A 13,124-nucleotide genomic window follows, 5' to 3' on the forward strand; every position below is an offset into this window, starting at 1 on the left:
AATGCCTCATGTGAAGGTTAAGGACTTGGACATGTTTTACGAAAAAATGGGTAATGGGGATCCTATCATTTTTTTGCACAGTGGTTATTCACGCGGTATATTGGCATTCGCCAGTCAGATATTAGATTTTCAAAAACAATATACTTGCTACTTTCCAGATTTCAGAGGGCACGGTAGAACAAGGTGTGAAGGTCTTGAATGGTCTACACCTCAAATTGCAGATGACATCGTAGCATTCATGAAGCAACTAGATATTACAAAAGCTCATTTGATTGGTTATAGCTTGGGGGCGAATGTTGGGCTTTACCTTGCTGTTTATCATCCTGAAAGCGTGATCACGCTCACTACAATAGGCACGAGTGGTTTCAGCGATCCAACTGGTGTTGAAGAATTTGAGCCGGAATCGATAATTGAAAAAGGATTACACGATACGATCAATCAAATGCTTGAAAGACATGAAGAAGCACATAAAGGAAATTGGGAAGAGTACATGAGGCAATCAGCACAAGATTGGCGACTATACCCTCAACTTACAGAGGAGCAGATTAGCAGTATTCGATGTCCATCGCTATTTATTACAGGTGAACATGATCCATACGCCGGTGAGGAACGAGTCAAGCGTCTGACTTGGCTTGTCAAAGGATCAACTTATCTTGTTGTTCCCAACGCAAGCCATAGACCACATATGGTTAGGGAAAACCCAACTTTAGTAAATGATACGATTCTGCAGTTCCTGGAGTAATTATGACAATACGTCACAAAGATAGTGACCCATCAACTTGCAATAAATTAATCCATCGATTCTCGATAACGGCCTTTGAATAAGAGAATAGCGGTAAGCGTCTAAGTTTGTTTGGGCTTAGATGCTTACCGCTTTTTCTTATGCTCCCTGGTAACAAGTATCTTGTTTTGATATAGCGGATATCGAGTCTTTTCATAACTAAACTGAATCACTTTATGATAAAGTGGGGATTTCAGGGTTATCGTTGGCTTGGCGGCAAGCGAGCAAGCTATTCGGTACTTCACCCGTCATCGCTGATCTGATTGGTATCGTTGCGGTTATTGTGTTTATCGCATTAGGTATAGACCACTTTAGTGATAAGTTATATCTTCGTATCACGATTGTTAAAGGGGGACCAAGAACCAGGTAATGCGGTGCCTGCATGGCTTATTCCGGTAGTGGCTGCACTTGACGTGGGCGTTGCCGGCGGCACCATGCCGTTCCCTTGGGCGCATGAAATGAATCTGTTGTGCTTAGCCATCGGCGGAATGATTGCTTTAGTATTCTTCACCCTGATCGTATCCAGATTGATCCATCCTGCTCCACTACCAGCTTGTTCTTTAAAGTCTTCAATAAGTCAGTACCGTTCGGTGCCACTTGGTGGGGGGTAAGCTTTCCGATGGCTGCGCTTAGCAATGCTGCTTTGAAGTATGCGATGTTTGTGGATTCCTGGCTGTTAAGCACTATCGCCGCGGTCATTCTGGCCTTGCTTAGTATTGTTCTGATCGTGTTGTTTATTCGAACGCTGAATATGCTGTTCACTGGCAAATGGCTGAGAGGATAATATATCAGCAATTGGAGATCGTTTTGGCGATATAATATCCGGAACCATTCACCTTGTTTGTAAGTCGCGTAAATCGCGGCTTTTTTATTTACAGGAAATTGAATTTTGTTATATAGAAAGTTTCTCTAGAATTCAATTGGAATTTTCAGGTAAATTAAGAGTGGAAAAAGCACAAAGGAGTGATGGATCCATGCTCAATAAGGACAACATCGACAAGTGGGGACTCGAAGAGATTATGACTTATAACGAGGTTGTTACAATCGGTGATGACTATTTACTTCCACTCGTATCCGAGCTGTACGGATTAGAAGGCTATGCAATCAGTCTGGTGAAGGCACATGCCGGAGGGCGAAATGTCGCTTATACCTGCGAGAAGGAGGGCGCTGGCTCAAAAATAATCAGGATCGCCTTCTTGCATGACAGGAGCCGGGAAGACGTGCTGGCCGAAGTTGAATATATCAGGTATTTATTCGAGCATGGCGGCAGTGTCTCGGATGTAATCAGCTCCAGGAGCGGGAATCTGCTGGAAGAGATCACTCATCATCATCACACTTTCTTTGTCTGCCTGTTTGACAGGGCCAGAGGAAAAAAACTCGCGGACAATCATTATCGATATCGGGAAGGAGCTCCTATTGCCGAATATTATTATAACTGCGGTAAAGTCCTAGGGAAACTGCACCAATTGTCAAAAGAATACACACCTGTTCATCGCCGGTATAGCTTTTCGGAGAAATACAACGCTGAATATATCGATCAACTGATACCCGACTCTTTAGCTCTGCTCAAGGAGAAGCTGGTAGAGCTCCTTAAAGCCTTAGAAGGCTTGGACAGAAGCCATGAGTCTTACGGTATGATCCATTTTGATTTCAACGATGGGAATTATATGATAGATTTTGATACCGGGCAAATCACGGTATATGACTTCGATAATTCATGCTTCGGTTGGTATATGTATGACCTGGCAGATCTCTGGAGAAGCGGGGTAGGCTGGATACGAACTGAACCGGACGCTGTTAAACGCCAGAAGTTTATGGATGATTACTTTAAAACAGTCCTCGACGGATACAGATCCGAGACCAGGATTGAAAACTCGGCGGTGGAACAATTGCCCTTATTTATCCAAGCAACCCTGATGGAGCATATTGTAGATGAATTCGAGTGTATGCGGAACAATGGGGATGAGCCAGAATGTGATGAGGAGTTGTCGTATCTGATCAAATGCCTGGAAGACGATATCCCGTATATGGGATTTTTCGATGAAATCTACTCGTGTGAAGAACCCTTTGCATTTGAGTCACGAGATATTTAGTCATTTAACAATCCCCTTGCTCTTGTGATACAATTCCCTCCTGGAAATCCCGGGTCTATCCGCGTGCTTGAAAAAGTGGGTTTCCATAAAGAAGGGATTTCACGCAACAACGTTAAGATTAATGGGGTGTGGGAAGACCATCAAGTTCTAGCCATCATGAACCCGGCAGAGGATATCTAGGCAGGAGATAAGTTCAACTCGATAACAGAAAATCAAAAAGAACCTGGGCTGCTTTACCAGGTTCTTTTATATTGCACATAAACAGACGCGGTGCTATAATCGGATCACGACTGTTTTTAAGTTTTATTCCTAATGAACACATTTGTTACATCCTACACTTTAAATTTATCATGCCGGTAACCTCTTGTCAAATGTTTTTTCTCATTTCAAATGGTTAGGAGAGATGTAGAATGAATGCTTTGGTTCTCGATTTTCAGGAAATGGAAAAAACGCAGCTTGATCTCGTTGGCGGAAAAGGAGTAAATCTAGGGGAATTATCAAAAATTCAAGGCATACAAGTACCAGAAGGGTTCTGTGTGACAACCGTGGGCTATCAAAAAGCTATCGGACAAAATGAAACATATCATGCTTTGTTGAAGCAACTAACCATGCTGCAAGCAGAGGATCGAGATCAAATTGGTGAAACCAGCAGGCAGATTCGACAACTCATGATCGGAGCAGAGATTCCTTCCGACGTTGTCCAAGTCGTAACTCACTATCTCTCTCATTTTGGAGAGGAGCAAGCTTATGCCGTGCGTTCTAGTGCGACGGCTGAAGATTTGCCACATGCTTCTTTTGCCGGTCAACAAGACAGCTATTTAAATATTATCGGCCCAGAAGCGATACTGCAGCATATCCGCAAATGCTGGGCTTCCCTGTTTACGGATCGCGCGGTCATCTACCGGATGCAGCACGGATTCGACCACAGTCAAGTTTATTTATCCGTTATCGTTCAACGGATGGTTTTCCCAGAAGCTTCAGGGATTTTGTTTACCGCTGATCCCATTACCTCCAACCGAAAGGTGCTATCCATCGATGCAAGCTTTGGACTTGGTGAAGCACTGGTCTCCGGCTTGGTATCTGCAGATAATTATCAAGTGCAGGAAGGGCAAATCGTCGACAAGAGGATAGCCGCCAAAAAATTGGCCATCTATGGACGAAAAGAAGGCGGGACAGAGACCCGGCCGATCGATCCTGATCTGCAAAAGACCCAAACCCTCACTGAAGAACAAATTTTACAATTAGCAAGCATTGGAAGACAGATCGAAGCTTATATGGGCTGCCCACAAGATATCGAATGGTGTCTGGCCCATGATACCTTTTATATCGTCCAGAGTCGGCCCATCACGACCTTATACCCGATTCCTGAAGCGAATGATCAGGAAAATCACGTTTATGTATCCGTCGGGCATCAGCAGATGATGACCGATCCGATAAAACCCTTGGGATTGTCGTTTTACCTGCTCACGACTCGTGCACCCATGCGCAAAGCGGGTGGAAGGCTGTTTGTTGATGTTACACCTATGCTTGCTTCGCCTGCCGGCAGAGAAACTTTAGTCAATACTCTGGGCCATTCCGATCCGCTCATCAAAGACGCACTTACGACCCTCATAGAGCGAGAAAATTTTATTACCTTGTTACCCCATGATCTAAATGAAACGAGTCCCAATCCAAGCCATAAAGGGGTGTCGTCTGCGGGACTTCAAGCCCCAATCGACAACGATCCGGCTATCGTTGCGGAGTTGATAAAGAGCAGTCAAGCTTCGATTGAAGAGTTAAAACATAGCATCCAAACAAAATCCGGTTCGGATTTGTTCGATTTTATCCTGGAAGATATGCAGCAATTAAAGAAGATCTTATTTGACCCACAAAGTACAAGGGTGATTATGACCGCTATGGATGCTTCATCCTGGATCAATGAAAACATGAAGGAGTGGTTGGGAGAAAAAAACGCAGCAGACACGCTTTCTCAATCCGTACCGGGCAATATAACTTCGGAAATGGGGCTGGCGCTGTTGGATGTAGCCGATGTAATTCGTCCTTATCCGGAAGTCATCGCTTATTTGCAACAGGTAACAGATGATAACTTGTTGGATGACCTGGTTAAGCTTGAGGGTGGGAGGGAAGCCCAAGCTGCGATCTGTGATTATCTTAGCAAGTACGGAATGCGGTGTGCCGGGGAAATCGATATGACTCGAACTCGTTGGAGTGAAAAACCAGCTATACTTGTCCCGATGATTCTTGGTCATATCAAAAGCTTTGAGCCTCATGCCAGCCACCGGAAATTTGAGCAGGGACGGCAGGAAGCTTGGAACAAAGAACAAGAGTTGTTAGATCGATTGAAGCGATTACCGGATGGCGAACAAAAAGCCAAAGAAACCAAACAAAGAATCGACCTCATCCGGAATTTCAGCGGTTATCGGGAATATCCCAAATACGGGATGATTAATCGCTACTTCGCCTATAAGCAGGCTCTACTGAAAGAAGCCGAACAACTCGTACAAGCGGGTATTATTCATGAGAAAGAAGATATATTCTATCTCACTTTCGAAGAGCTTCATGAAGTCGTAAGCACCCATAAACTGGATGACCAGATCATCAGCGCACGGAAAGAAACGTACAAATGTTATGAGAAACTAACTCCGCCGCGTGTGATGACGTCTGATGGTGAGATCATTGCAGGTAAGTACAACCGAGAACATCTCCCAGCCGAAGCTATTGCAGGTCTGGCTGTTTCTTCCGGAGTTATTGAGGGACGAGCACGTGTCATCCTAAACCTAGAAGCTGCTGATCTGGAAGAGGGAGATATCTTAGTCACGGCCTTTACTGACCCCAGCTGGACCCCCTTGTTTGTATCCATCAAAGGCCTGGTCACCGAAGTTGGCGGACTGATGACCCATGGAGCCGTTATTGCCCGTGAATATGGCTTACCAGCCGTTGTCGGCGTGGAGAATGCTACCAAACTAATCAAAGACGGGCAGCGAATCCGCTTGCATGGAACAGAAGGATATATCGAAATATTGTAATGGCTGAGTACATCTAGTGTAGACAAGGATGAGCGAGGTTCACATGGGTAACCATTGGATCTGAACTCATCCTTTTTACTAGACCCATACACCTATGAAAATCCATTATTGACTGAACGATCTGGAAATGATACGATGGCTGTCGTAAGGAAACTGAGATCATCCTTTGCTCAAATTAGACTGAATGGTCCGGAATAAAAGAGCAAGGAAGAAGTATGTGACAAATATACCGAAGGAGCGAATCCACATGACTACTCCGCAAGACAAAATTCTGGTGCTCGGTGCAACCGGCAAGACAGGCACCCGAATTACAGCAAAGCTGAATCAGCTCGGATACACAGTCCGGTCAGCCGGACGTCGCCCAGGAGCAGACAAGACTGAGCACGTTTATTTCGATTGGAATGACAGAAGCACTTACAAAAATGCTTATAACGACGTCAAATCCATATATATGGTCGCCCCTATCGCGGTTATGAATCCGGAAGAATTGGTGATTCCTTTTGTGGAAGAGGCTGTACAAGCCGGTGCGCAGAGATTCGTCTTACTCAGTAGCGCCTCTATAGCCGAAGGAGGCCCTGTATTTGGCGGCATACACGAGGCATTAAGGAGAATCGCATCGGAATGGGCTGTACTGCGGCCCTCTTACTTTATGCAGAACTTTACCGAAGGACAGCATGCCGCCACAATTCGGGATGGGGGGAAGATTGTTACGGCAACAGGGGAAGGTCGGGTTGCTTTTGTGGACGCGGATGACATCGGTGAGGTCGGCGTTCGCGCCCTCACCGATGAGCAGCCCCATAACCAGGACCATGTCATCACGGGACCCGAAGCGCTCAGCTACGCAGATGCGGCCCGCATGATAGGGAACGCGGCAGGGATCAACGTCCGGCACGAGTCGATCGGAGTCCGCGAGCTTAGCAGCGGAATAGCGCAAGCCGGAATTCCCGCAGATTATGCAGAATTCCTTGCCGGCCTGGATGAGGGAATCCGCAGGGGCGGTGTGGAAGATCAGGTCACAGATACCGTGGAGCGGGTGACGGGAAGACGGCCGCGATCACTGGCCGATTTTGCTGCCGCGCATGCCAGCGTATGGAAAACGGCGGGTTATTCGAATCCAACACCTTGAACGCAGCGTGAACCATACATTTTTTATTATTCTTTGTTTGAGGGGTGAAATAAAGCGATCATGAAAGGAGGAGTTTTCTATGATTACGCTTAGAAAAATCACACTGGAAAACCGGCGTGCCATGTTTAACTTGGAAGTTTCAGAGGACCAGCGACGCTTTGTTGCATCTAATCTATCAAGCGTGGCTTCCTGCTATGTTCTTGTAACCAATGGGGGACATCCATTCCCATTTGTTATTTACGCGGATGAGCAGCCCGTGGGGTTTGTTATGTTGGTTTATGGAATCACAGGATACGAAGAACCGTCCATCGCAGAAGACAACTATTGCATCTTGCGACTGATGATTGACAAGCAATACCAGAACCGGGGTTATGGCCGGGAAGCTATGAAAAGAATCTTGGAATTTATCCGCACCTTTCCAGCAGGGCCAGCTGGTTACTGCTGGATCCCTTATAAATCCGATAACATCCCTGCCAAAAAGCTATATGAAAGCTACGGCTTCCGTGACAACGGTGAAGTCATCAACGACGAATCCATAACTGTATTACGACTCTGATCTTCTGATAGTTGATTTGTTAATTCTGATGGAGCAGTATATTAGGTGGGTAATTGTTGTATTAGGGGGACTATGCTATGAATCAACAGCCGATTAAGTTCAAGATTGACAATGTTTCTTTTGAGCTTCAAGATGAGCATGATTTCACATGGCTTCAATCTATTGGCACCGTTTTTTGCGTGTTTGATCAGCAAGATTCTGGTAACATTAGTTTCGGAATCGAGAAGAATGGTAACAAGCTATTTGTTAAATACGCGGGTTGTAGACCCCTGGAGTTTTCCGGAAACCCTAAAGATGCAATTTCTAGGTTATCGGCTGCCGTGCGGTTGTACCAAGCATTAGAACACCCACATCTCATTAAGCTTATGGATCATTTTGAAACGAGAGATGGGTATGCTGCCATATTTGAATGGTTTACTGGCGAATGCTTGCATTCACATTGGTTATTTGCAGGTGAAGCAAAGCATAGTCATCCTGAGTCGCCTTTCTACAGATTTAAACAATTATCCATCGAGAAAAGGCTGCAGTCCCTGGATACCCTATATGAATTCCATAGATACGTGGAGTCAAAAGGGTACGTTGCCGTTGATTTTTATGACGGTAGTATTCTGTATGATTTTTCAAAGGACTTAACCAAGATCTGTGACATCGACTTCTACAGGGTAGCGCCTTCTGTAAATGACATGGGAGAGAATTTTTGGGGAGCAAGACGTTCGAAATCTCCGGAAGAATTTATATTAGGTTCTCCTATTGATACAAGAACGAATGTTTTCACAATGGGAGCTATCGCATTCGGGTTACTTGGCGGGGAAATGGATCATTCGTTTTCACAATGGGAAGCAAACAGATCACTTTACGAAGTCGCTTTACGAGCCGTTAGTAAGGAACGAGAACAACGATATAATACGATTCATGAATTTGTACATGCTTGGGATTCAGCTAAATAATCCATTGAAATGTTGTAAGAATTTAATTGTGCTCACGTATTTGAATAAAGAACTTCTGCAGGCAGCCGGCTTTTTATGGGTTGCCTTTTCTTAACTAACTGGAACCTTTCTTGATTGGTTAAGGACAAAAGTAGTTATATAGCCTGAAAGGTTCGGTGGGGTGAAGAATCAGATGTCACTTGATCCTTACTTCTAAATGATGTATATTATTTTACATTGACATTTCAGCAGGTCTAAAAAAAGGAGGAGCCATGTCACCACGTACCAAAGAACAGAATGAAGAGATTCGAGAGATGCGGATGAACCAAATTATGCAAGCGGCAGCGGAAGTATATGTGGAGAAGGGCATTCAATTGGAAATACGCGATGTTGCGGTCAAGGCAGAGCTCGGCTACGGAACCGTGTATCATTACTACAAAAATAAGCACATGCTGTTGGAAGACTTGCTGTGGGATGCCTTGAATCGAACGGAGTCTGCAATACTGCCTGCTTTGACGGAGGACGGCAGCAGTTTGCTCAAAGCGGAATCGTTCTCAAGGCTGCTCCTGCGGAATTGCATCCAGGATCCTTCCCTATTTATTTTGCTTAAAACGGTAGCGGATAATTTTCATCACTTCCCGGGAAACCGGTTTGTCAAGCTGTTTGCCGATTTTCAGGAACGGATCTATTTGCCGTTTGTGGACATGATTCGTGAAGGAACCGGTTCCCAATCACCGGAGAAAACAGCTAATCTGATATTCGGCTCGCTTGTCGGCTACGCAGCATTGAACATCCACCACAATATGCGCAGCGAGATGGATGTGGAAGGGATCGTCGATATGATTTTTTCAGGCATACAGGCAAAGGAGAGAGGAATCGAATGGTCATCCTGAAATCAGGATCAGAAATAGAAGAAATGAGAAAAGCCGGGCGAATTGTCGCCGATTTTCATCAAGCCATCGCAGGTATGATCCGGCCGGGTGTCACGACGCTCGATATCGAGTCGTTCGCGGTGCGGTTCCTGAAGGAGCATGGCGCTAAGGCTTATACGATAGGCTACAACGGCTATCCTTATGCAACATGTGCGTCTGTCAACGACGTCATTGCGCATGGTTTTCCGAGCCAGAAGCCGCTCAAGGAAGGCGACATCGTCACAATCGACATCGTCGCGGAAGCGGATGGCTGGGTCGGCGATTCAGCTTGGTCTTATGCGGTCGGCGAGGTGTCGGAAGAAGCCCGTAAGCTGATGCGGGTAACGAAGGAATGCTTAGATCTGGGTATCGAAAAAGCTGTCGTCGGCAACCGGATCGGTGATGTGATGCACGCAGTTCAAACCCATGCCGAGCGAAACGGATTCTCGGTGGTGCGCGATCTGCTCGGTCATGGTGTAGGCCGGGAGATGCACGAGGAACCTAATTATCCTCACGTCGGGTATCCGGGAAAAGGGTTCCGCTTGAAGGAAGGAATGGTTTTTACGATCGAGCCGATGCTAAATGCCGGAAAAGCGTTCATGACGGTTGATGCCGACGGATGGACCGCCAGAACCGCTGACGGCTCGCTTTCTGCGCAATACGAACATACGATCGCCATCACTGCGGATGGACCGATTATATTGACCGCACAATAGAATTCAATCCTTTATTTATTCAAATTTGATTTTGAGCGGTGATTTCCCGCTTCAGATTTCAAGCCAAAAATCGGCCACCGTTCACATGTTTGTGAAAGGGCCGATTTTTGTTTTTCTTGAATGGCTTCGAATCTAGCACATTGACCTGATATGTAAAATATTCCAATAACATTTCTAGACATGGTAGTATGTAAGCAAGATATAAATAATTAGGGAGGAGTCTTAACAAGTAAAAGAACTTGCGCTTGAATAGGGGCCTTCGCAGACAAAGCAGTTCGCACTGCAGAGAAGTTAGCTCGATTATAAGAAGGGCTGCCGACATACTCCGAGGGCTCTTCAAGGAACAGCACTTGTTTAAGCAACGAGGCTAACAAAGGAGGACAGGCACGAATTGAAACTATGTTTGATCATCCAGACCTTGATACTGTCAGCCATACTTGCTGCAGGTTGTGATCATTCTAAACCACAAAATGAGCAAACTCCTGCGTCAATGGCAATTATCAGCCAGGATCCTATCGAAACTCCTGACACAACGTCCACTCCAGTCGTGTTGAGTGGGTTTCCCATGCCATTAACAAGCGGGAATCGGATATTTTTTACTTATGAAGGCGATTTGACAGGATGGACAGTCGACCGACCACCAAATGCTAGCGTCAGGACAGGGCTCCAAGTCTATCGTACGGATACCCATGGGGTAAATTGGAACTCCAATCAGCTGCCAATCGAGCAAGCATGGGAAGCTGAAGTGGATCAAGATCATATCCTAGCATCACTTCATCAGAATGGATCCTCTTGGCTCTTGCTGCAATCTGAGCCAAAAGGGGATATAACCCAAAAAACGCTGTACCTATCAGAAGACGGCGGAACAACATGGACCTTCAATAGTGACTTAACATCCAGTATCAGCGGGTTTGTCAACTCAATGATGGTTCAAGAGGATGGGATTAGGTTTGGAACGGTCAGGTCCGATTTTATAAAGGAAAAGGGATCCGATACTGTTTATTATGAAACAATAGACAACGGCTCAAGCTGGCATCTCTTCAACACGGCATCCATCCTGCGATTTCATGGTAATCCAGCGGCTCTTGACATCATCAAACGTTTTGCCGACCACTGGTTAGCACAAGATGAGCAGAAAGTCCGTGAGCTATTTGTAGAAGGGGCATCCGAATCGTGGATCGAGCCCATGAAGAAGCACAAATATACTTTTATCGGAGCATACCCACCAACAAACGAAGATAAGCAGGCTCCGTTTTGCGTGGGACTTCGATATCAAATTGATGTAAAAGATGATTCAGTCGGAACTATGGCGATCTGTGTGCGAAAGCAGCAAAGCAGCAATGAGTGGAGAGTCTACATGTTCGATTGATGGGGGAAGAATACTTATAATCTAAAATTACCATACATTCACTAAAAACCATGGTTATAATAGAGAGTATCCAGAAAATGGAGGTGTTTCTATGCAAAATATAAATTACAGCGCTTACTTTTGGCAAGACGAGGCTATAAGATTGCGTGCGATTGCACCAGATGATTGGGAAAGTTGTTATGTAAGTGCATATGATACTCCAGCACGTCGGTTTTTAGAGTGTGCTATAGAACTGCCTCCTACAATTTCAGGAGCGAAAAAGTTTACAGAAGAAAATGCGGACTTTTCTTCAACGAACAGAAGGATAATGTTTACTATTGAAAATTTGAATGGTGAAATTGTAGGCGGCATTAATATAAACAGCATAGACGAGAGGAACGGCACATTTAGTATAGGCATAGTGATTGATAATCCATACCGGGGTAAGGGGTATGGTACCAGAGCAATACACATACTCTTAAAGTATGCTTTCTTCGAGCGAAGACTTAATAAATTCAATAATAATGTTCTTGAAGGGAACGAGGCATCGGCCGCTATGCTTAGAAAAGTAGGATGCGTTCAAGAAGGAGTTCGACGCCAAGTGTTTTACATAAACGGAAGATATCACGATTCCATCCTGTACGGATTAACTAAGGATGAATATACGGAATATCTCCTTAACAAACATCATCATACATAGCCAAGATGCTAAGCTCAATCTTACCATAAGGGAAAGATCGGTCCCCATAATTACCGGCCATTTGTTTTTCTTCGAACGATGGCGAACAAACACGACCTGAACCGGAATGCCCGAAGGAAGCTCGGTTCGGATGGAGCGTAGCATGCCGCGCTTCTTGCTCACAATGAGAGACGCCGCGGCGTATGCCTAAACCAACTGTCCCTCAGGACGTAGGAGGCGCTGGATCGGGCGATCAGCGCCTGATCCAGCATGGAGATGATGACCTGCGGAGCCTTATCGGATTGCACAGAAAGCCTGTAATTACAAGAAATCAAGCTGATTTTTGCTCTGCGAAAGTTAAGTTAATAATCTAATAGACGTCCATGATCATTCCATTGACCGTACATTTTGTTTTCTCTCGTATTGGCTATGAATTTATCTAATCTGCTCTCAAATAATTCCGGTTGATTTTTTATGCTTTGTATCGTGTCGATCCGAACTCTTGTATACAGATACGGAAATGCCTTGAAATTCTCATATATCTGCTTTTCTTCTTTCAGCCTTAGCTCTATAACCGGATCGATTCGAAAAGAATCGTAATCCATATCAGGAAGAACCTTTCTTCCTTCGTCTGTCATCAATCCCAGCTTTTCGAGGCGGCGGACACGTTCTTTATTCAATTCAGTCCATGAGCTTTTTTTGCTTCGGGGGGATAGTCTCTGAGCCAGCTCCGTTTCAGAACTTTTCTTCTTGACTCCATCGATCCATCCAAAGCACAAAGCTTCCTCGACCGCGTCCAGATACAAGAGTGTATCCGATTTGGGCTTCATACTAACCAAGGCCCAACAAAATTTTTCAGTCTTATTATTTTCCTGCAGCCAAAACCTCAACTCTTCTCTCGATTTTACAAGAATTAAATGATCCATTTGAAAAAGAATTTCCTTTCTACATTTATCATAGAT

The 13,124-nt window shown here is 45.0% G+C and carries 13 protein-coding genes and 2 pseudogenes; 13 read left to right on the plus strand and 2 right to left on the minus strand.

Features of this window, described 5'->3' with window-relative positions:
- The first annotated feature begins 1 nt into the window (after position 1).
- From WMW72_RS13010 to WMW72_RS13065, 13 genes and pseudogenes are all read left to right on the plus strand, one after another.
- On the plus strand, positions 2-742 hold the full coding sequence (locus WMW72_RS13010; protein ID WP_341415910.1) for an alpha/beta fold hydrolase: 741 nt from the start codon (positions 2-4) through the stop codon (positions 740-742).
- 353 nt (positions 743-1,095) lie between these two features.
- Positions 1,096-1,392, plus strand: coding sequence for an SLAC1 family transporter (locus WMW72_RS35585; protein ID WP_423227545.1), 297 nt, complete (start codon positions 1,096-1,098; stop codon positions 1,390-1,392).
- The gene (locus WMW72_RS13015; RefSeq protein ID WP_423227546.1) at positions 1,335-1,565 is read left to right on the plus strand and encodes an SLAC1 family transporter; all 231 of its coding nucleotides are present in this window, start codon (positions 1,335-1,337) and stop codon (positions 1,563-1,565) included. Before WMW72_RS35585 ends, WMW72_RS13015 begins: the two co-directional genes overlap by 58 nt.
- 190 nt (positions 1,566-1,755) lie before the next feature.
- On the plus strand, positions 1,756-2,874 hold the full coding sequence (locus WMW72_RS13020; RefSeq protein ID WP_341415912.1) for a phosphotransferase enzyme family protein: 1,119 nt from the start codon (positions 1,756-1,758) through the stop codon (positions 2,872-2,874).
- 39 nt (positions 2,875-2,913) lie between these two features.
- Positions 2,914-3,054: pseudogene (locus tag WMW72_RS13025) on the plus strand (GNAT family N-acetyltransferase); the annotation flags it as partial.
- 230 nt (positions 3,055-3,284) lie between these two features.
- Positions 3,285-5,900 (plus strand): phosphoenolpyruvate synthase, encoded by a 2,616-nt coding sequence (gene ppsA, locus WMW72_RS13030; protein ID WP_341415913.1) that lies wholly within the window; start codon positions 3,285-3,287, stop codon positions 5,898-5,900.
- A gap of 247 nt (positions 5,901-6,147) precedes the next feature.
- Positions 6,148-7,026, plus strand: a complete 879-nt coding sequence (locus WMW72_RS13035) for an NmrA family NAD(P)-binding protein (protein WP_341415914.1) — start codon at positions 6,148-6,150, stop codon at positions 7,024-7,026.
- A gap of 79 nt (positions 7,027-7,105) precedes the next feature.
- Positions 7,106-7,582: a GNAT family N-acetyltransferase gene (locus WMW72_RS13040; RefSeq protein WP_341415915.1), complete on the plus strand. Its 477-nt coding sequence runs from the start codon at positions 7,106-7,108 to the stop codon at positions 7,580-7,582.
- A gap of 77 nt (positions 7,583-7,659) precedes the next feature.
- The gene (locus WMW72_RS13045; RefSeq protein ID WP_341415916.1) at positions 7,660-8,529 is read left to right on the plus strand and encodes a protein kinase family protein; all 870 of its coding nucleotides are present in this window, start codon (positions 7,660-7,662) and stop codon (positions 8,527-8,529) included.
- A 251-nt stretch (positions 8,530-8,780) separates the two neighbouring features.
- The gene (locus WMW72_RS13050; RefSeq protein ID WP_341415917.1) at positions 8,781-9,401 is read left to right on the plus strand and encodes a TetR/AcrR family transcriptional regulator; all 621 of its coding nucleotides are present in this window, start codon (positions 8,781-8,783) and stop codon (positions 9,399-9,401) included.
- Positions 9,389-10,135 carry a type I methionyl aminopeptidase gene (gene map, locus WMW72_RS13055; protein ID WP_341415918.1) on the plus strand — a complete coding sequence of 249 codons (747 nt, stop codon included), beginning with the start codon at positions 9,389-9,391 and terminating at the stop codon, positions 10,133-10,135. The genes WMW72_RS13050 and map overlap by 13 nt, the downstream gene beginning before the upstream one ends.
- A gap of 391 nt (positions 10,136-10,526) precedes the next feature.
- Complete coding sequence (locus WMW72_RS13060; RefSeq protein ID WP_341415919.1) at positions 10,527-11,504, plus strand: hypothetical protein; 978 nt, start codon at positions 10,527-10,529, stop codon at positions 11,502-11,504.
- Positions 11,505-11,595: 91 nt separating this feature from the next.
- Positions 11,596-12,183, plus strand: a complete 588-nt coding sequence (locus WMW72_RS13065) for a GNAT family N-acetyltransferase (protein ID WP_341415920.1) — start codon at positions 11,596-11,598, stop codon at positions 12,181-12,183.
- A 21-nt stretch (positions 12,184-12,204) separates the two neighbouring features.
- Here WMW72_RS13065 and WMW72_RS35590 read toward each other — a convergent pair.
- A pseudogene (locus WMW72_RS35590) lies at positions 12,205-12,455 on the minus strand (IS4 family transposase); the annotation flags it as partial.
- Between the two features lie 69 nt (positions 12,456-12,524).
- Positions 12,525-13,088 carry a YdeI/OmpD-associated family protein gene (locus tag WMW72_RS13075; protein ID WP_341415922.1) on the minus strand — a complete coding sequence of 188 codons (564 nt, stop codon included), beginning with the start codon at positions 13,086-13,088 and terminating at the stop codon, positions 12,525-12,527.
- Positions 13,089-13,124: the final 36 nt, after the last annotated feature.

This window comes from Paenibacillus filicis (assembly GCF_038070315.1).
GTDB classification, from domain to species: Bacteria; Bacillota; Bacilli; order Paenibacillales; family NBRC-103111; genus Paenibacillus_G; species Paenibacillus_G filicis.